The following is a 19,427-nucleotide window of genomic DNA, read 5'->3' on the forward strand; positions in this document are numbered from 1 at the left end:
GAAAAAGCTTGATCGATGAGTATTTGACGTCAGTTGCGGTGTTAGCTTCATGAGCTGAGTTGGGGGCTGACGTACGGGAGCGGCGGGAGCGGCGGGAGAGATGGGCAGAGCCGAAGAGCGGCGGGCGCGGCAGAAAAGCGCTCGCAGAGCCGGGAAGGGTGGCAAGAAGGCCGGTAAGAAGACCGGTATACGCCGCTTCTTCACCTGGAAGATGGTGCTGGGCTACTTCCTCTCGATGGGACTGCTGCTCATCGGCGCCTTCATCGTGCTCTACTTCTGGGTCGACGTACCCAACGCCAACGCCCTGGCCACGGCGGAGGCCAACGTCTACAAGTACAGCGACGGCAGCATCATGGCCAAGACGGGCAAGATCAACCGTGAGTCCGTACCGCTGTCGAAGATCCCCAAAGAGGTGCAGCACACCTTTGTCGCCGCCGAGAACAAGGACTTCTACAGCGACCCCGGCGTCTCGTTCACGGGCACCGCGCGCGGCATGATCAACACGCTGCTGGGCCGGGGCAAGCAGGGCGGCTCGACCATCACCCAGCAGTACGTCAAGAACTACTACCTCAGCCAGGAACAGACCGTCAGCCGCAAGCTGAAGGAGCTGGTGATCTCCCTCAAGGTCGACCAGCAGGAGTCCAAGGACGACATCCTCGCGGGGTACATCAACACCAGCTACTACGGGCGCAGCGCGTACGGCATCCAGGCCGCCGCCCGCGCGTACTACAACAAGGACGTCGAGAAGCTCACCGTGGCGCAGGGCGCCTACCTCGCCGCGGTGCTCCAGGCCCCCAGCCAGTACGACTACTCGGTGGCCGGTCCCAACGGCAAGCGGCTGGTCGAGCAGCGCTGGAACTACGTCCTGGACAACATGGTCGAGAAGCACTGGCTGGACGCGGGCGAGCGCGCGGGCCTGAAGTTCCCCGTTCCCGACGACCCCCGCCCCACCCCCGGCGTCGACGGCCAGGCGGGCTACTTCGTCGAGCTCGCCAAGCAGGAGCTGGCCAAGTCCGGGGTGAGCGAGGACGAACTCGCGGCCGGCGGCTGGACGATCACCCTCAACATCGACAAGAAGAAGCAGCAGGAGCTGGAGAAGGCGGTCCGCACCCAGCTGACCGACAAGCTCAAGCCGAAGGCGCGCACCGTCGACAAGCACGCCCAGGTCGGCGCGGTCTCGGTGAACCCGAAGAACGGCGCGATCGTGGCGATGTACGGCGGCGCGGGCGCCACCAAGCACTGGACCAACAACGCCACCCGCGCGGACTACCAGCCCGCCTCGACCTTCAAGCCGCTCATCCTCGCCTCCGCGCTGGAGAACGAATCCACCACCGAGGACGGCACCCCGATCCGGGCCAACACCGTCTACGACGGCGACAGCAAGCGGCCGGTCAAGGGCCAGGACGGCGGCGAGGTCGGGTTCGCGCCGCCGAACGAGGACAACAGGGACTACGGCCGGATCACCGTCCAGACCGCGATGAACAACTCCGTCAACTCGGTCTTCGCGCAGATGGCGGTGGACGTCGGCCTGAGCAAGGTGAAGAAGACCGCCACCGACCTGGGCATGAACGCCAAGGCGGGCGGCTTCGACGTGGCCCCCGCGATGTCGCTGGGCGTCATGGGCGCCAGCCCCAAGGACATGGCCGGGGTCTACGCCACCCTCGACAACCACGGCAAGAAGGTCACTCCCACCATCCTGAAGTCGGCGGAGAAGGGCGACCGGACCGTCGAACTTCCCGACACCACCGGCGACGAGGTGATCAGCCGCACCGCGGCGGACTCCGTGACCTCCGTCATGACCGGCGTGGTCGACCAGGGCACCGGCTCGGCCGTCAAGCAGAAGGGCCAGGCCGTCGCGGGCAAGACCGGCACCTCCGACGACAACAAGTCCGCCTGGTTCACCGGCTACACCCCGGACCTGGTCACCTCGGTCGGCATGTTCGGCGAGGGCCAGGGCGGCAAGCAGGTGACGCTGACCGGCACCGCCGGCGGCGGGCGCGTCAACGGCGGTGGCTTCCCGGCCCAGATCTGGGCCGCGTACATGGGGTCGGCGCTCGACGGCGAGGGGACCGCCAAGTTCGACCTGGACACCGACATGGGCGCGGCCGTCCCGCCGCCGCCGAGCAGCAGCTCCGCCGCCTCCTCGTCCGCCAGTGAGTCGGCGGACCCGACGACCTCGGCCCCGCCCACGGACGAGAGCCCGACGGCCTCCTCGTCCGCGCCCACCACCCCGCCGACGACGCCCCCGAGCTCCGGCGGCGAGTCGTCGACCGACACCACCACGCCGCCGACGACCCCGCCCACCTCGCCCTCCGTGGACACCCGCGGCTTCCACGGCGGCAGTACGGGCCCGAGCAAGAAGCACGGCTGACCCCCACACCGGGATCATCCGATACGCGACGGCGGGCGGGGCCGAGAAGGCCCCGCCCGCCGCCGCGTGTGCCGCGCGTCTCAGGACCGCGGTGGCATCGCCAGCTCGAACCACACGACCTTGCCCGTGCTCAGCCGCGTCGCGCCCCACCGCCGCGCCATCCGGTTGACCAGGTACAGCCCGCGCCCGCCCTCGTCGGACGGGCGTGCCTGGCGCAGCCGCGGCAGCTGCGGGACATCGTCCCCGACCTCGCAGCGCAGCACGTCCGTCCGCAGCAGCCGCAGCGTCACCGGCCGCTCCGCGTACCGCACGGCATTGGTGATCACCTCACTCACCAGCAGCTCCACCGCGTCGGTCAGATCCTCCAGGTCCCACCGGGCCAGCGCCCGCCGCGCCAGCCGGCGCGCCTGTCCGGCCGTCTGCGCCTTGGGATCCAGGAACCAGTAGGCGACATCGCTCGGCGCGATCCCCTCGAAGCGGGCCGCCAGCAGGGCCACATCGTCGTCCCGGTCGCCCGGGCCGAGCATGTCCAGCACCTCGTCGCACAGCGGCTCCAGCGGCGGCGGGTTGGGGCCGGTGAGCCGGGCGGTCGCCGTCAGGCGCTCGCGGAGCTGCTCGATCCCGGTCCACACGTCCCGCATCCGCGACTCGACCAGGCCGTCGGTGTAGAGCATGAGGGTGGCGCCCGCGGGCGCGTCCAGCTCGACCGCCTCGAAGTCGACGCCGCCGACCCCGATCGGCGCGCCCGGCGGCACCCGCAGCACCTCCGCGCGCCCGCCGCGGTGCAGCAGCAGGGGCGGCGGATGGCCCGCGTTGGCCACCACGATGCGGTGCGCGACCGGGTCGTAGACCGCGTACAGGCAGGTGGCCATGCGGTCGGTGCCCAGCCGCTGCGCCTGCTCGTCGAGGTGGTGCAGCACCTCCTGCGGCGGCAGGTCGAGCCCGGCCAGGGTCTGCGCGGTGGTGCGCAACTGGCCCATGATGGCGGCCGAGGTCATGGAGTGGCCCATCACATCGCCGACCACCAGCGCGACGCGGTTGCCCGGCAGCGGGATCGCGTCGTACCAGTCGCCGCCGACCCGCGCGGTCTCGGCGGCCGGGAGATAGCGGCTGGCCAGCCGCACGCCGGTGGGCTGCGGCAGCGAGTCGGGCAGCATGGTGCGCTGAAGCTCGTCGGCGATGTACACCTCGCGGCCGTACAGCACCGCCTTGTCGACCCCGAGCGCGGTGTGCGTGGCCAGCTGGGCCGCGACCAGCAGATCGTCCGGCTCGAACGGCGGCCGGTCCGGGCGGCGTACGAACACAGCGGCGCCGATCACCCGGCGCCGCCCCCGCAGCGGCGCCAGGACCGTGCGCTGGCCCGTGGCCACCGACGTGTTCTCGCCCAGCAGTTCGGGCAGCGCGGCCCGGGCCGCCGAGGAGTCGCCGAAGACCGGCCGCACCCCGCGCAGCACCTCGTTCAGCGGACCGCCCGCCTCCACCTCGCACAGCTCGGCCGCCGGGCCGCCGCCCACGGCGGGCGACAGATCCGGCTGCGAGGGCAGCAGCGGCAGCCGCCCGCTCTCGGTGTCCGGGTCCAGCGGGATGCGGTCGGTGCGGCGCAGCCGCAGCACGACCGGGCCGACCGGGCGCTCGTCGCCGACCGGGAGCGGGTCGCGCAGATAGACCAGGATCGCGTCGGCGAAGGTCGGCACGGTGGCCCGGCACAGGCCCAGCACGATCTCGTCCAGGTCGATGCCGCGCGCGATCCGGCGGGTCGCCGCCCCGACGAACCGCAGCCGGTCACCGCCCCGGTCCCGCGCGGCGGCCGCCTCGGCGGCCACGGGGCCGCCGCCCGGCGGCACCGCGGGAACAGCCGGGACCGCGGGCACCGCCGGCACCCCGCCCTCGGGCGTGCCGTAGCCCACCTCGGCCGCGGCCCGGGCGTCACCCACCCCGGCCGGGGGGTGTTCGCCCGCGGCCGCGCCGCGCCGGGTGGCTCCCCGGGCGTCACGCCCTGGCCGCCCGCCCGTGCCGCCCCCGGCGGCCGGGGGCTCGGCGCCGGGGCCGGGAGCGCCGTCCCGCGCTCCGGGCCCGTGTGCCGCGCCCCTGGCGGCGTTGCGGTCCGCGTCCCACACTGGTTCGCCCTCCGGTGTGCCGTGCTCCGGCTGCGCCGGGTGCTCGTTTACCGCCTCGTTGGCCGACTCGCCGCCCGCCGCACCGCCGCCGGGATCCGCGGCACGGCCGCGTCTCCTCGTATGGCGCGAGGCGTCGTCGCCGCGGTCCTGGGCGCCGTCCCCGCCCGCGACGACACCCCGGCCCGGGGTGTTGTCCCGGGCCTGGCCGGAGACGGGGCCGCCGGCCGACTCGGCCGCGGGAAAGGCCGGACGAGGCCGTCCGCCGCCCGGCTCCTGGCCGGGGGCGTCGGCTCGGCGCACGGCGGTCCGCGGGTCCGGGACCGCGCCGTGCGCGTCCTCGGGCGTATGCGCGCCCGAGGCGGCGGCAGGGCTGGTGGCCTGCCGCTCGTTGTGGGAGGTGGGGTGCTCCGTCACGCGTGGGTTTCCATCCGTCCGGGGCCATGCGCCCTGTTCGTCCGGGCGCACCGAGTGTCAGACACGTCGTCGGCAGTGCAGATAGAGCTGGATCTCCGGTGGTACGTCCGTGCTGGCCGGGGCGTACGAGTGCGAGTCCTCCCCGGTGATCTCGAAGCCCGCGTCCTGCACGACCCGCCGCAGTTCTTCCCGCAGGTAACCGGATACCCGCACCGAGTTGCCCAGGAACGGGATCGCGAAGTCGTCGATGTCCGCCTCGACCATGGCCAGGGCCAGCAGCCCGCCCGGTCTCAGCAGCCCGCGCAGCGCCCGCAGCGCGTACGGGATCTCCGGGCGCGGCAGCATCAGCAGCGAGAAGAACGCGACGACGGCGTCGAACTCGCCGAGGTCGCGCGAGCCGCCCGGCCCGTAGCGGCCGCCGGCCCGCAGGTCGACGATGTCCGTCAGGTGGAAGGTGGCGGCCGGGATGTTGTGCCGGGCCAGCTTGAGCATGCCGGGGGAGATGTCGATGCCGACCACCTGGTGTCCGGCGTCGGCGAGCTGACGGGCCGTGGGCAGTCCCGTGCCACAGCCGACGTCGAGCACGCGGGAGCCGGGCGCGAGGGCGCCGGCCAGCCAGCGGCCGGCCGTGAGCTGGCCGTCCTTGTGCGGAAACGCCTCGTCGTAGCGGTCGCCGATGGCGTCGAAGGCCTCCGCCTGCCCGCTGCGGTCCAGCGCCAGCCGGTCGAAGTCCTCGAACCCCTCGTAGTCGTCGGCGTAGTCGGCGTCTTCCGAGCCGGCGCTCCCCGTCACGGTCACCGCCCCTCCGTCGCCCGCCCCGCCGTGGACGTGCCGACCTCCCTCATCGCTCACGCCTCCGCCCCCTCCTGTGACCGCGTCAGATGCCACGCCTCAATCTTGAGTTGCGCCGCTGTCCCGTTTTCGTGAGTGCAGTCTTCCGGACGACGATCCTACGTTTGAAACACAGGGGCACAGCAAGAGGTTCATGGCCTCGAGTGCGCCGACGTGCGATACCGGTCGGTACGGACAGCCGGCCGTCGCCAGTCCGCCGGCAGTTCGGGCACGGTCCACGCCGGGTCAGGACGCCAGTCCTCCCAGCCCTCCCGGAACGGCGCTCCCCAGGATTCGATGAGACCGACGGCGGCCCGCCCCGCGGCCCGTACGCGCTCCGCCTGCTCGGGGGACATCAGGCCGTCGCGCTGGGCCTGCGCGAACTCGTCCTCGTCCTTCCATTCCCAGCTGCGGTCCGGGTAGACCGCGATGTCCAGGAAGTGGTCCTCCGAGTCGATGCCGCCGCTCCAGCGCAGCCGCGGCTCCTCCAGGTTCACGTACCAGTTCTTGAAGCGCCAGTCACGCTCCCAGAACAGCCACACCGACCACGGGTCCCCGGGCCGGGCGAGCTTGAGGACGCCGGTGCCCAGCCAGGTGGACAGCGCGGTGGTGCGCGGCTTGGTGTAGCGGGTGGACAGTGGCTCGTGGTGGAGCGAGGTGCCGTCGGTCAGCTGCGGCTTGACACAGGAGGTGCCGGGGGCGAGCCAGACGGCGAGCAGCTTCGCGGTGTCCTGGACCACGGTCACGGGGCGGCAGATGTGGATGCTGTCGGCGGCGTTGGCGCGGTAGCGCCACAGGATGTGGTCCCCCCGCGCCCATCGAGCGGTGTGTGCCGTCCCCGTCGTCTCCACGATGTCCGCTGTCATGAGCAGATCTTAGGTGGGCGGGCGGCACCACGCCGTGACCTATACCGCAACACCGCGTTACGGGTGGGTCATCCGCAAGACATCGAGGGCTTCGTCCAGCTGCTCGAGGGTCAGCAGCCCCCGCTCCACGTACCCGGACTCCAGGACCACCTCCCGGATGGTCTTCCGCTCGGCCAGCGACCTCTTGGCCACCTTCGCCGCCTCCTCGTAGCCGATGTAGCGGTTGAGGGGGGTGACGACGGAGGGGGAGGACTCCGCGTACTCGCGGGCGCGCTCCGCGTTGGCGGTGATCCCGTCGACCGTGCGGTCCGCCAGCAGCCGGGAGGCGGCCGCCAGCAGTCGGACGGACTCCAGCAGGTTCTTGGCGATGACCGGGAGCATCACATTCAGCTCGAAGTTTCCGGCCGCCCCGGCCCAGGCCACGGTCGCGTCGTTGCCGGTGACCTGGGCGGCCACCATGAGCACCGCCTCGGGGATCACCGGGTTCACCTTCCCCGGCATGATCGAGGAGCCGGGCTGGAGATCGGGCAGGGCGATCTCGGCCAGCCCGGTGCGCGGCCCGGAGGCCATCCAGCGCAGATCGTTTGCGATCTTGGTGAGGGAGACCGCGAGGGTGCGCAGCTGGCCGGAGGTCTCCACCAGGCCGTCGCGCGCGCCCTGCGCCTCGAAGTGGTTACGGGCCTCGGTGAGCGGCAGCCCGGTGGCGCGGGCCAGCTCGGCGATGACGGCGGCGGAGAAGCCGGGCGGGGTGTTGATGCCGGTGCCCACGGCGGTGCCGCCCAGCGGCAGTTCGGCCAGCCGGGGCAGCGCGGCGCGCAGCCGCTCGACGCCGTAGCGGACCTGGGCGGCGTATCCGCCGAACTCCTGGCCCAGCGTCACCGGCGTGGCGTCCATGAGGTGCGTACGGCCCGCCTTGACCACCTCCGCGAACTCCGCCGCCTTGCGCTCCAGCGCCGCGGCGAGGTGGTCGAGCGCGGGGATCAGGTCGGCGGTGACGGCCGCGGTGGCCGCGATGTGGATGGAGGAGGGGAACACGTCGTTGGACGACTGGCTGGCGTTGACGTGGTCGTTGGGGTGGACGTCGCGGCCAAGGCGCTCGCTCGCGAGGGTGGCCAGCACCTCGTTCATGTTCATGTTGGAGGAGGTGCCCGAGCCGGTCTGGAAGACGTCGACGGGGAAGTGGTCGTCCCAGCGGCCCTCGGCGACCTGGGCCGCGGCGTCCGCGATGGCCTGCGCGACCTCGGCGTCGACCACGCCGAGCGTGGCGTTCACGGTGGCGGCCGCGGCCTTGATGCGCGCCAGCGCCTCGATGTGTGCGCGCTCCAGGCGCTGCCCGCTGACGGGGAAGTTCTCCACCGCCCGCTGGGTCTGGGCACGCCACTTGGCGTGCGCCGGGACCCGCACCTCACCCATGGAATCGTGCTCGATGCGGTACTTCTCGTCGGTCATGACGGACCCACCTCCACTCCCGACAGCACCCGCCTGCCCCGCCGTGTTCCCGGCCAGGGGGTGATCTTTCCCCTGTCCCGCACCGTCCCCGGGGAGCGGTCAGCGTACGGGTTCGGGGGTGGGGGTGCGGGGTGGGTCCACCTCGCCGGTGCGCCGCAGCTTCTGCCACGGCAGCAGCGCCCCGGACGCCGCCGTGACACAGGAGTGCAGCAGCACCAGGTACATCAGCTGCCGGTAGGCGATCTGCTGGAGCGGCAGCGCCAGCAGCGGCCCGTACCGCTCGCGGTCCAGCCGGAAGGCGTACGCCGCGGCGAGCAGCTGGAGCAGCACCAGGGCCCACCAGGCCAGCAGCGACTTCACCGGGTCGAGGAAGACCACCCCGTACAGCGTGAACAGGTCGATCAGCGGCGCGCACAGCGGTGCGACCACCTGGAAGAGGACCACCAGTGGCATCCCGACCCGGCCGAAGCGCCCGGAGGGGCCATGGTCGACCAGCGAGCGGCGGTGCTTCCACAGCGCCTGCATGGTGCCGTAGCTCCAGCGGTAGCGCTGCCGCCACAGCTGGGCCACCGTGCTGGGCGCCTCGGTCCAGGCGTGGGCGCTGTCCTGGTAGACGACCCGCCAGCCGGCCCGGTGCAGGGCGATCGTGATGTCGGTGTCCTCGGCCAGGGTGTCGGCGCTCATGCCGCCCGCCTCCAGCACGGCGCGGCGGCGGAAGGCGCCGATGGCCCCGGGGATGGTGGGCATGCAGCGCAGCAGGTCGTACATCCGGCGGTCGAGGTTGAAGCCCATCACGTACTCGATGTGCTGCCAGGCGCCGATCAGCCCGGCGCGGTTGCCGACCTTGGCGTTGCCCGCGACCGCGCCGACGCCCGGGTCGGCGAAGGGCCGGACCAGCTCGTGCACGGTGCCGGGTTCGAAGACGGTGTCGCCGTCCATCATCACGATCAGGTCGTAGCGGGCCTCGGCGATGCCGTGGTTGAGCGCGGCGGCCTTGCCCGCGTTCTCCTGCCGCAGCACCCGTACGTTCGGCAGGCCCAGGGCCGTCACGATGTCGCCGGTGCCGTCGGTCGAGCCGTCGTCCACGACCAGGATCTCGATCGGATGGGTGCTGGCGGCCAGCGAGTTCACCGTGTTGGCGATGCACTCCTTCTCGTTGTACGCGGGCACGATCACGCTCACCCGCTCCTCCACCGTCCGGCCCCAGGTGAAGCGCCGCCGGTCGCGGGCGCGCCGGTGCCACCACGCGAGCACCAGCATCATCAGCAGCCGCGCGATCACCGCGAGACCCACCACGGCCAGCAGCCAGGCCAGCCCCGGCATGGCGAAATGGGTGAGCGCCGCGGCCCAGATCAGGGCCCGGCCCTGCCAGACGCGCGAGCCGTCGGCCGGGTGGACGGCGGTCCCGGCGCCGAGCGCCCCGGTGACCGTGGTGAAGGTGTAGCCCTTCGCCTTCATCCGCTCGATGTACGTCCCCAGCGCCCGGACGGTCCGCGAGCGGTCGCCGCCCGCGTCGTGGAAGAGCACGGCGGCGCCCTTTCCGGCCTTCGGGGTGGCGTTGCGGATGATCCTTTCGACCGGCGGGCGCTTCCAGTCCTGGCTGTCGACGTCGATGAACGCGCTGATGTAGCCGCGGTCGCCCAGATACCGCTGGACCGGCCAGAGCAGGTCGTCGAGCGCGCCGAGCGTCGAGGCGTACGGGGCGCGGAACAGCGAGCTGGTGATGCCGGCCGCGCCGGCCAGGGCCACCTGGGACTGCGCCAGCTCGCGGTCCACCCGGCCGCGGTCCTGGTAGGCGAGGTCCGAGTGGGTGAAGGTGTGCACGCCGATCTCGTGGCCGGCGGCCCGCACCCGGCGCACCAGGCCGGGGTGGCGGACCACCATCTGGCCGAGCACGAAGAAGGTGCCCGGCACGTCGTGGTCGCGCAGCACCTTCAGGATCTCCGGGGTCCAGCGCGGGTCGGGGCCGTCGTCGAAGGTCAGCGCGATGGTCCGGGCCGGGATGCGGTGGCCGGTGGGCCTGCCGCGGTCGTCGAAGGCGAGCACCGGGCCGCCGGTGCGGACCCGGTCGGGGACGTGATCGGCGCGGAGTGTCCGGTGCACCCGGGCGTCGTTGCCGACCTCGGCGTGCAGATAGCCGTCCAGCAGCATCCCGCAGACCACCGCGACCAGTGTGGCCACCCCGAGCACCAGCCGCAGCCGGGGGACGGCGTGCCGCCCGGCTGCGGCCATCCGGGACACGGTGCGGCGGGGAGCCCGCTGCGGCTGCGGCCGCGGCGGGGGCTCGGCCGCCGGGGGCCGGCGGCGGCGCGGGCGCGGCAGCCTCGGCTGTCTGCCGCCGTTCATCGCGCCTCGGCCCCGGCCGGGCGGCCGGCGTGCCGGGAGGCGGCTCCGGCCATGGCCGGGGGCTTGTGGGGCGGGTGGTGGCCGCGCCGGGCGTCCTTGCCGTCCCGGGTGCCCTTGCCGTCCCGGTCGGCCTTGCCGTCCCGGGCGGCCGGGGAGGCCGCGGCGGCGGTGGCGCCGCTGCCGGGGACCAGGGTGTCGGGGGCGAGGGTGGTGCTGCCCGAGAACCCCGCTCCCAGGAGAGCGGTGTAGCCGAGGACGGCGGCCCCCGCGACCAGGCCCGCGTGCCGCAACAGGCGGGCGCGGCGCCCGGAGAGGTCCACGAACACGGGCCCCGCCGTGGCCCCGTCCGCGGCGAGGAGGCGCGCCGGAGCGCGCTCGGCCACGTCTGACTGTGGGTGCATGAGCGAGAGGCTAATGCAGCAAATAGGATTTTCCGCATATAGGTAAACGACGCGGTGTGTCATAGCTCATGACGGTTCATCCGGTGTGCGAGCTTTGAACGGCGGCCGATGGAGCACTCGGCCAGGCCCGGAGCCCCGTACCGGGCGGGGAGTGAGCTGAAGGGGCGCGCCGCCCGCGCCGGAGGCGCTGATGTCACTGTGAAAGGGAGAGCGCGCGGAGGCCCTGAGGCTGCAATCGATATGCGGCTCCGCCGCGCGAAGGGCCGAGCACGGTCGACTGTCGACAGGGGCTGAGGCGCCCCGGAGGCGAGTCCTGAGACTGGAGGGGAGAGACATTCGCGTGAGGGCCAGATCCACCCCACGCCTGGGTGGCCGCACCGCGCTCGCCGCGGCGGTCTGCGCGGCCGTCGCCGTCTGGGCCGGTGGCGAGCGGCCACTCCCGCGGCCCGCCTCCCCGCCCGCGCGCCCGCCCGCACCCGCTGTTGCCCGCGGCCACGCCGATGTACCGCTGGCGCCGTACGTCAGCGCCTGGGCGGCCTCCGGATACGACATGACCGCGGCCGCGGCGCGCGGCGTCAAGGAGTTCACCCTGGGCTTCGTCATCGCGGGCGCGGGCTGCGCCCCGGTGTGGGACGGCGGGATCCCGCTGGCCGACCGGGCACTGGCGGCCCGGATCGCCGCCGTACGCCGGGCCGGGGGCGACGTACGGGTCTCCTTCGGCGGCGCCACCGGGCCGGAGCTGGCCGCGGCCTGCCCCGGCGTGGGCCAACTCGTCACCGTCTACGCCGCGGTGATCGACCGTTACGGCTTCACCAAGGCCGACTTCGACATCGAGGGCGCCGCCCTCGCCGACCCCGTCTCCGCCACCCGCCGGGCGCGGGCCATCGCGCTGCTCCAGCGCGTCCGGCCGGGCCTGGACGTCTCGTTCACCCTGCCCGCCATGCCGTACGGCCTGACCGACGACGGCAGCGCCCTGCTCGCCAACGCCAGGGCCCAGGGCGTCGCCGTCTCGGGCGTGAACATCATGGCCATGAACTACGGCGGCGAGCACACCGGAAACATGGGCCGGTACGCCGTCCAGGCCGCCATCAACGCCCACGGCCGGATCCGCGGCGTCCTCGGCCTCTCCGCGGCCGCGGCCTGGAAGGCGCTCGCCGTGACCCCGATGATCGGCGTCAACGACGTCTCGGGCGAGGTCTTCACGCTCGAGGACGCCGCCGGTCTCGCCCGGTTCGCGGCGGCCAAGGGGATCGGCCGGCTGTCCATGTGGTCCGCGGAGCGCGACCGTCCCTGCCCCGCACGCGACAACGCCCCCGGGCCGGACCCCGCCTGTAGCGGCGTGGCCCAGCGCCCGGGGGCGTTCGAGTCGTTGCTGGCCGGCTAGAGCGGGTCCGGCCTCGCGTGGATCAGCCCTGCGGCCGCACCGGGATGCTGGTGACGAACGGCTGGGACGGGCCCGGGTCGGTGAAGAAGTCGTTCCCCTTGTCGTCGACCACGACGAACGCAGGGAAGTCCTCGACCTCGATCTTCCAGACCGCCTCCATGCCCAGCTCCGCGTACTCCAGGACCTCCACCTTCTTGATGCAGTCCTGGGCCAGCCGCGCCGCCGGGCCGCCGATCGAGCCGAGGTAGAAGCCGCCGTGCGCCTGGCAGGCCTCGGTGACCTGCCGGGAGCGGTTCCCCTTCGCCAGCATGACGTGCGAGCCGCCGGCCGCCTGGAACTGCTCGACGTACGCGTCCATGCGGCCCGCTGTCGTCGGCCCGAAGGAGCCGGAGGCGTAGCCCTCGGGGGTCTTGGCCGGGCCCGCGTAGTAGACGGCGTGGTCGCGCAGGTACTGCGGCATCTCCTCGCCCGCGTCCAGCCGCTCCTTGATCTTCGCGTGCGCGATGTCGCGGGCGACCACGAGCGGGCCGCTGAGCGAGAGCCGGGTCTTGACCGGGTACCTGGTCAGCTCCGCCCGGATCTCGTCCATCGGGCGGTTGAGGTCGATGCGCACCACGTCGTCGTCCGACAGGTGCTCGTCGGTGGTCTCCGGCAGGTACTTGGCCGGATCGGTCTCCAACTGCTCCAGGAAGACGCCCTCGGGCGTGATCTTCGCCAGCGCCTGGCGGTCGGCGGAGCAGGAGACCGCGATGGCCACCGGGCAGGACGCGCCGTGCCGGGGCAGCCGGACCACCCGCACGTCATGGCAGAAGTACTTGCCGCCGAACTGCGCGCCGATCCCGATCCGCTGCGTCAGCTCGAAGACCTTCTCCTCCAGCTCCTTGTCGCGGAAGCCGTGGCCGGTCGGGGAGCCCTCGGTGGGCAGCTCGTCCAGGTAGTGCGCCGAGGCGTACTTCGCGGTCTTGAGCGCGTACTCCGCGCTGGTGCCGCCGACGACGATCGCCAGGTGGTACGGCGGGCAGGCCGCGGTGCCCAGCGAGCGGATCTTCTCCTCCAGGAACTTCATCATCGAGCCCTCGTTGAGGACCGCCTTCGTCTCCTGGTACAGGAAGGACTTGTTGGCCGAGCCGCCGCCCTTGGCCATGAAGAGGAACTTGTACGCGCCGCCGTCGGTCGCGTACAGCTCGATCTGGGCGGGGAGGTTGGAGCCGGTGTTCTTCTCCTCCCACATGGTCAGCGGGGCCATCTGGGAGTAGCGCAGATTGAGCTTGGTGTACGCGTCGTAGACGCCGCGCGACAGGGACTCCTCGTCGCCGCCCTCGGTCAGCACGTTCTGCCCGCGCTTGCCCATCACGATGGCGGTGCCGGTGTCCTGGCACATCGGGAGCACGCCCGCGGCCGCGATGTTGGCGTTCTTCAGCAGGTCCAGCGCGACGAAGCGGTCGTTGGGGCTGGCCTCGGGGTCGTCCAGGATGCGGCGCAGCTGGGCGAGGTGGGCGGGGCGCAGATAGTGCGAGATGTCGTGCATCGCCTCGGCCGCGAGCTTGCGCAGCGCCTCCGGCTCGACCTTGAGGAACGTACGCCCGTCGGCCTCGAAGGTGCTCACGCCCTCGGCGGTCACCAGGCGGTACGGCGTGGTGTCCTCGCCCAGGGGCAGCAGGTCCGAATAGGCGAACGCAGGGCGGGCGGGTTGGGAGACAGGGGGCATGGCGTGGCCATTCCTCACTCGACGGGGCTACGGCTGACTTCGTCGACAGCGGACACCAGCGTAGAACGGGGCCGGGCGCCCGAACCTGTGAGGTCGGGCATACGGACTCCGTCCGTCGAGCTCCGTCCGCCGGACTCCGTCCGCCGGACTCCGTCCGTCGAGTCGCCACGACCCCTAGTCGCGATGTATCGCGACTGGGTACTCTGGTCACGTGACTGACCAACAGCCGGTGCCATTGACGAAGACCGCGCCCGCCCCCGTGCCCGCCGCGGAGCTGCGGGCCTCGGACGCGGATCGCGACCGGATCGCGGACGTTCTGCGCGAGGCGCTGGCCGAGGGCAGGCTCGACCCCGAAGAGCACGCCGAGCGGATCGACGCGGTCTACCGGGCCAAGACCGTCGGCGAACTGGAGCCCCTGGTCCGCGATCTGCCCTCGCCCGCGGCGAGCGGCCGGGCCGCCGTCCCGGCGCCGGGGCAGCCGTACGGGGCCCGGGCCCTGCCCGCCTCCGACAACCTGACGGCGATCTTCGGCGGCGCGGCGCGCAAGGGCCGTTGGCGGGTCAGGCGCACCACCCGGGTCCTGGCGATCTTCGGTGGCGTCGAAATCGACCTGACCGAGGCGCTGTTCGAGCATCGGGAGATCGTCATCGACGTCTCCGCCATCTTCGGCGGAGTCGAGATCAAGGTCCCGGAAAACGTCACGGTCCGCGGCGACGGCGGGGGCATTTTCGGTGGATTCGACATCAAGACATACGAGGCGCCGGACCCGGAGGCCCCGGTCATCGTGGTGCGGGGATTCGCCTTCTTCGGCGGTGCCGAGGTCAAGCGCAAGCGCGGAAAACGGCTGAAGAACCTACGTTCATATTGAATTTCCGGCAGGGGCAACGGTGTGCATAAGCACGCGCACAGCGGGTAAGGCTTGGTGCATCGTCTCTCGTACGGCTGATGGGGGTGTCAAGGGGCCGTGCGGGCCAGGCGGGCAAGGGTGACCACCGGAGCCGTCGTCAGGAGTAGACCGTGCTGCAACCGCATCAGCCCCTGCTGGACGCCGCCGTGCCCCCGCAGCGCAGTCCCGCTCGGGATCAGGCAGGCCCCTGGCACTCGGAGGCTGTGTGCCGCCGGGACGAGGCCGGGCTGTTCTTCGCTCCTTCGAAGGAGCCCACGGCTGCGCGGCTGTCGCGGGAAGAGGCCGCCAAGCGCGTCTGTGCGCGCTGCCCGGTCATGGTCGAGTGCCGCGAGCACGCCCTGCTCCAGCCCGAGCCGTACGGGGTGTGGGGCGGGCTGACCGCGGCCGAGCGCCGGGTCGTGCTGGCCCGCCGGCGGCGCCGCGAGGCGGAGCTCCAGCGCACCGTCCGGGTGGCCGCCGCCGGCTGACCGAGACCTGAGAAACCACGCGGCCGGGCCCCACCGGGGAGGAGGGGCCCGCCCGCGAGTGCATGCCCGCTAGCGCGCGCGGTCGAAGTCGACCGCGGCGTAGGCGCGCAGCTTGGACAGCCGGTGGACCGAGTCGATCTGCCGGATGGTCCCCGACTTGGAGCGCATCACCAGCGACTGGGTGGTCGCGGTCTCCGCGCGGTACCGCACCCCGCGCAGCAGATCGCCGTCGGTGATGCCGGTGGCCACGAAGAACACGTTGTCGCCCCTGACCAGGTCGTCCGTCTCCAGCACCTGGTCGAGGTCATGGCCCGCGTCGATGGCGCGCTGCCGCTCCTCGTCGTCCTTGGGCCACAGCTGGGCCTGGATGGTGCCGCCCAGGCACTTGATCGCGCAGGCCGCGATGATGCCCTCCGGCGTACCGCCGATGCCGAGCAGCAGATCCGCGCCGGCGCCCTCGCGCGCGGCCATGATCGCGCCGGCCACGTCGCCGTCGGAGATGAACTTGATCCGGGCGCCCGCCTCCCGGATCTCCTTGACGATGTTCTCGTGCCGGGGGCGGTCGAGCACGACCACCGTGACGTCCTCGGGGCTGGACTTCTTCGCTTTCGCGATCCGGCGGATGTTGACGCCCACGGGCGCCGTGATGTCGACGAACTCGGCCGCCTCGGGGCCGGTGGCCAGCTTGTTCATGTAGAAGACCGCGGACGGGTCGAACATGGTGCCGCGCTCGGCGACCGCCAGGACGGACACCGCGTTCGCCATGCCCTTGGCGGTGAGCGTGGTGCCGTCCACCGGGTCCACGGCCACGTCGCACTCCGGGCCGGTCCCGTCGCCCACCCGCTCTCCGTTGAAGAGCATGGGCGCTTCGTCCTTCTCGCCTTCGCCGATCACCACGACACCGTTCATGGACACGGTGTGGACGAGGGAGCGCATGGCTTTGACGGCGGCTCCGTCGGCGCCGTTCTTGTCGCCGCGTCCCACCCAGCGGCCGGAGGCCATGGCGCCGGCCTCGGTGACCCGGACGAGTTCCAGGGCCAGGTTGCGGTCGGGCGCTTCGGGGCTGACTTCCAGCTGGGACGGGAGATGATGCTCGGTCATCGGATCGCACCTTTCTGTACGGCGACGGCCGGATGTGAGGGTGTTTTGTACTTGGTGCGGGAGCTGTGGACAGCCCCCCGAAAATCACAGTATCCGCTGATTGCGAATGTGAGCAGAGGGCCCCACGCATGAGCACGGCGGCCATGAGGGACGATAGGGGGCGTGGCAGGTATGCGAGGCAAAGAGACGGTGCGGGACATGGTGCTGTCGCTGGCGGCGATAGGCGCCTTCGCGGCACTCATTTACGTCTTCGCCATTCCGCACGACGACAGCAAGAATCCGCTGAAGACGGTCGACTACAGGGTAGAGCTGATCACCGCCCGGCGCGCGGCGCCGTACCCGGTGGCCGCGCCGGAGCCCGGCAGCCTGCCCAAGGGCTGGCGCGCGACCTCGGTGACGTACGGGCCGGTGAAGCTCGCGCAGGCGGAGGGCGACACGGTCTGGCACCTCGGCTTCCTCACCCCGGACGAGGAGTACGTCGCGGTGGAGCAGAGCGACACCAAGGCGGGGCCGTTCATCGCTGATGTCACCCAGCGGGCGACGAAGACGGACCGGACGGAGCGGATCGACGGCAGGGAGTGGGTCCGCTACGAGGGCGACAAGTACAACGCCCTGGTGCACGCGGAGCCGGGCGCGACCACGGTGGTCACCGGCACGGCGACGTTCGGGCAGCTGACGGAAATGGCCGCCGCGCTCAACACGGACAAGGGCTGAGCGCGGCGGCCGGGCGCGCCGCCCCGCGGGGGGAGCGGGGCGGCGGCGGTGCCCCGCCGGGGGGAGCGGGGCGGTCCGGAGAGGTCACACCGTGGTGACGACCTCGTCGTAGGGGAGCCGGGGGCCGCGCGGGAACGAGGCGTTCTCGCCCGGCTTGCCGATGTTGATGATCATCAGCGGGGTGTGGTCGTCGTCCAGGAACTCCTTGCGCACCCCGGCCGGGTCGAAGCCCGTCATCGGGCCGGCGGCCAGACCGGCGGCGCGGATGCCCAGGATGAAGTAGCCGGCCTGGAGCGAGGCGTTCATCGCCGCGGCCTGCTCACGGGCGGCGCGCTCGGCGAAGAAGAGGTCCTTGGCCTGGGGGAAGGCCGGGAAGAGGGTGGGGAGCTCCTCGTGGAACTCGTTGTCCGCGGCCAGGATCGCGACCAGCGGGGCGGTGGCGGTCTTGGCCCGGTTGCCCTCGGACATGTGCGGGACCAGGCGCTCACGGGCCTCGGCCGAGCGGACCAGCACGACGCGCAGGGGCGACTGGTTGAACGCCGTGGGGGCGTACTTGATCAGGTCGTAGATCGCCTGGACCTGCTCGTCGGACACCGGCTCGTCGGTGAAGGTGTTGGCGGTGTGGGCCTCGCGGAAGAGGAGGTCCTGGGCGGTGGGGTCGAGGGCGAGAGACATGGTCGTGCGCAACCTTCTGCTTGCTGTGGGGGTGGTGCTTACGGAGCCCCACCATACGCGATTTAGGTTAACATTCAACTAAATCGCGGGCGGGGTGCTCCGAATCACAGCGACTGATCGCGTCGGCTCGCCCGTCAGCCCTCGCCGTCCCCCTCGCCCCCGCCCTGGCCCGCGTCCGCCGTCTCGGCCAGCGCCGCGTCCAGCCGGGCGCGGGCGCCCTCCAGCCAGCGGCGGCAGACCTTCGCCAGCTCCTCGCCCCGCTCCCACAGGGCGAGCGACTCCTCCAAGGTCGTACCGCCGGCCTCCAGGCGGCGCACCACCTCGACCAGCTCGTCCCGCGCCTGCTCATATCCGAGCGTGGACGCCTCGGCCGCGCTCCCGGCGGCCTTCGTGGCCTTCTGATCCGTCTTCGCCATACCGCACAGCCTATTCAGGGGGGCTGACAACGGCGCGAACCGCGAACTCGCCCTCGGCGACCCGGGCCCGGAGCTCCTCGTCCGCGCTCACCTCGGCCGCGGCCCGCACCACCGACCCGTCCGCGTGCTGGAGCACCGCATAGCCGCGCCGCAGCGTCGCGGCGGGGGAGAGCGCCACCACCCGGGCGTGGGTGTGCGTCAGCTCCGACTCCGCCCGGTCCAGCAGATGCCCGAGGCAGCGCCGGCCGCGGTCCAGCAGCCCCGAGACCTGCTCGGCCCGCTCGTCCACCATGCGCTGCGGCTGGCGCAGGCACGGGCGCGCCAGGGCCGCCGCGAGCCCCCGCTCCTCCCGGTCCAGCAGACCGCGCACGCTGCGCAGCCCGCGCTCGCGCAGCTGCTGGATCCGCACCAGCTCCTCGCCCACGTCCGGCACGATCTTCTTGGCCGCGTCGGTGGGCGTGGAGGCGCGCAGATCGGCGACCAGGTCCAGCAGCGGCGAGTCCGGCTCGTGCCCGATCGCCGAGACCACCGGGGTGGCGCAGGCCGCCACGGCCCGCACCAGCTGCTCGTCGGAGAACGGCAGCAGATCCTCCACGCTGCCGCCGCCGCGCGCCACGATGATCACGTCCACCTCCGGCAGCGCGTCCAGCTCCTGGACCGCCTCGATCACCTGGGGCACGGCGTGGACGCCCTGCACGGCGACATTGCGCACCTCGAAGCGGACCGCGGGCCAGCGCAGCCGCGCGTTCTCCAGCACATCGCGCTCGGCCGCCGAGGCCCGCCCGCAGACCAGCCCTATCAGCTGCGGCAGAAAGGGCAGCGGCTTCTTGCGCTCGGCCGCGAAAAGGCCCTCCGCCGCCAGCGACTTCTTCAGCAGCTCCAGCCGGGCCAGCAGCTCCCCGACCCCGACCGGCCGGATCTCGGTGGCCCGCAGGGACAGCTGGCCGCGCGGCGCGTACCACTCCGGCTTGGCGAGCACCACCACCCGCGCGCCCTCGGTGACCGTATCCGCGACCTTGTCGAAGACGGCGCGGAAGCAGGTGACGGTGAGCGAGATGTCGTACGAGGGGTCGCGCAGGGTCAGAAACACCACCCCGGCGCCCGGGCGCCGGGACAGCTGGGTGATCTGCCCCTCGACCCACACCGCCCCGAGCCGGTCGATCCATCCCCCGATCAGCCGGGACACCTCGCCGACCGGGATCGGCGCCTCAGCGGATGTGTTGACAGCCATGTGCGGGAGCGTATCGGCCGCCGCCGACA

General features: G+C 72.4%; 16 protein-coding genes. 5 read left to right on the forward strand and 11 right to left on the reverse strand.

Annotation, left to right across the window (positions count from 1 at the left end):
* The first annotated feature begins 100 nt into the window (after positions 1-100).
* On the forward strand, positions 101-2,371 hold the full coding sequence (locus ACZ4WQ_RS17570; RefSeq protein WP_385340453.1) for a transglycosylase domain-containing protein: 2,271 nt from the start codon (positions 101-103) through the stop codon (positions 2,369-2,371).
* A gap of 80 nt (positions 2,372-2,451) precedes the next feature.
* Here the strand turns inward: ACZ4WQ_RS17570 and ACZ4WQ_RS17575 are convergent, their stop codons facing one another.
* The 6 genes from ACZ4WQ_RS17575 to ACZ4WQ_RS17600 form a co-directional block, all read right to left on the reverse strand.
* A complete protein-coding gene (locus ACZ4WQ_RS17575; RefSeq protein WP_358845254.1) occupies positions 2,452-4,902 on the reverse strand; it encodes a SpoIIE family protein phosphatase in 2,451 nt (816 codons plus the stop codon).
* A gap of 57 nt (positions 4,903-4,959) precedes the next feature.
* Positions 4,960-5,622 (reverse strand): class I SAM-dependent DNA methyltransferase, encoded by a 663-nt coding sequence (locus ACZ4WQ_RS17580; RefSeq protein ID WP_311727680.1) that lies wholly within the window; start codon positions 5,620-5,622, stop codon positions 4,960-4,962.
* Positions 5,623-5,885: 263 nt separating this feature from the next.
* Positions 5,886-6,599: a cytidylyl-2-hydroxypropylphosphonate hydrolase gene (fomD, locus tag ACZ4WQ_RS17585; RefSeq protein ID WP_358845253.1), complete on the reverse strand. Its 714-nt coding sequence runs from the start codon at positions 6,597-6,599 to the stop codon at positions 5,886-5,888.
* 57 nt (positions 6,600-6,656) lie between these two features.
* Positions 6,657-8,048 carry a class II fumarate hydratase gene (locus ACZ4WQ_RS17590; RefSeq protein WP_468022279.1) on the reverse strand — a complete coding sequence of 464 codons (1,392 nt, stop codon included), beginning with the start codon at positions 8,046-8,048 and terminating at the stop codon, positions 6,657-6,659.
* Positions 8,049-8,147: 99 nt separating this feature from the next.
* The gene (locus ACZ4WQ_RS17595) at positions 8,148-10,280 is read right to left on the reverse strand and encodes a bifunctional polysaccharide deacetylase/glycosyltransferase family 2 protein (RefSeq protein WP_358845252.1); all 2,133 of its coding nucleotides are present in this window, start codon (positions 10,278-10,280) and stop codon (positions 8,148-8,150) included.
* A gap of 110 nt (positions 10,281-10,390) precedes the next feature.
* The gene (locus ACZ4WQ_RS17600; RefSeq protein WP_468022280.1) at positions 10,391-10,795 is read right to left on the reverse strand and encodes a hypothetical protein; all 405 of its coding nucleotides are present in this window, start codon (positions 10,793-10,795) and stop codon (positions 10,391-10,393) included.
* A 340-nt stretch (positions 10,796-11,135) separates the two neighbouring features.
* Here ACZ4WQ_RS17600 and ACZ4WQ_RS17605 point away from each other — a divergent pair, with 340 nt between their 5' ends.
* On the forward strand, positions 11,136-12,179 hold the full coding sequence (locus ACZ4WQ_RS17605; protein WP_385340446.1) for a chitinase: 1,044 nt from the start codon (positions 11,136-11,138) through the stop codon (positions 12,177-12,179).
* A gap of 22 nt (positions 12,180-12,201) precedes the next feature.
* Here ACZ4WQ_RS17605 and ACZ4WQ_RS17610 read toward each other — a convergent pair whose 3' ends face one another.
* On the reverse strand, positions 12,202-13,887 hold the full coding sequence (locus tag ACZ4WQ_RS17610) for a fumarate hydratase (protein WP_398371075.1): 1,686 nt from the start codon (positions 13,885-13,887) through the stop codon (positions 12,202-12,204).
* Between the two features lie 211 nt (positions 13,888-14,098).
* Here ACZ4WQ_RS17610 and ACZ4WQ_RS17615 point away from each other — a divergent pair, with 211 nt between their 5' ends.
* Both ACZ4WQ_RS17615 and ACZ4WQ_RS17620 read left to right on the forward strand, forming a co-directional pair.
* Positions 14,099-14,755: a DUF1707 SHOCT-like domain-containing protein gene (locus tag ACZ4WQ_RS17615; protein WP_311727534.1), complete on the forward strand. Its 657-nt coding sequence runs from the start codon at positions 14,099-14,101 to the stop codon at positions 14,753-14,755.
* A gap of 149 nt (positions 14,756-14,904) precedes the next feature.
* On the forward strand, positions 14,905-15,261 hold the full coding sequence (locus tag ACZ4WQ_RS17620; RefSeq protein ID WP_311727535.1) for a WhiB family transcriptional regulator: 357 nt from the start codon (positions 14,905-14,907) through the stop codon (positions 15,259-15,261).
* A 69-nt stretch (positions 15,262-15,330) separates the two neighbouring features.
* On the opposite strand, the gene glpX is transcribed toward ACZ4WQ_RS17620, so the two are convergent.
* The gene (gene glpX, locus ACZ4WQ_RS17625) at positions 15,331-16,362 is read right to left on the reverse strand and encodes a class II fructose-bisphosphatase (protein WP_311727536.1); all 1,032 of its coding nucleotides are present in this window, start codon (positions 16,360-16,362) and stop codon (positions 15,331-15,333) included.
* 171 nt (positions 16,363-16,533) lie between these two features.
* On the opposite strand from glpX, the gene ACZ4WQ_RS17630 reads away from it, so the two are divergent.
* Entirely contained in the window at positions 16,534-17,076 is a 543-nt protein-coding gene (locus tag ACZ4WQ_RS17630) for a DUF4245 domain-containing protein (RefSeq protein ID WP_398371819.1), read from the forward strand.
* 84 nt (positions 17,077-17,160) lie between these two features.
* Here the strand turns inward: ACZ4WQ_RS17630 and ACZ4WQ_RS17635 are convergent, their stop codons facing one another.
* From ACZ4WQ_RS17635 to xseA, 3 genes are all read right to left on the reverse strand, one after another.
* Positions 17,161-17,751 (reverse strand): malonic semialdehyde reductase, encoded by a 591-nt coding sequence (locus ACZ4WQ_RS17635; RefSeq protein WP_311727537.1) that lies wholly within the window; start codon positions 17,749-17,751, stop codon positions 17,161-17,163.
* Positions 17,752-17,885: 134 nt separating this feature from the next.
* Positions 17,886-18,167 (reverse strand): exodeoxyribonuclease VII small subunit, encoded by a 282-nt coding sequence (locus ACZ4WQ_RS17640; RefSeq protein ID WP_311727538.1) that lies wholly within the window; start codon positions 18,165-18,167, stop codon positions 17,886-17,888.
* Between the two features lie 10 nt (positions 18,168-18,177).
* Entirely contained in the window at positions 18,178-19,398 is a 1,221-nt protein-coding gene (xseA, locus tag ACZ4WQ_RS17645; protein ID WP_311727539.1) for an exodeoxyribonuclease VII large subunit, read from the reverse strand.
* Between the last annotated feature and the right edge of the window lie 29 nt (positions 19,399-19,427).

This window comes from Streptomyces sp. NPDC028305 (genome assembly GCF_055569495.1).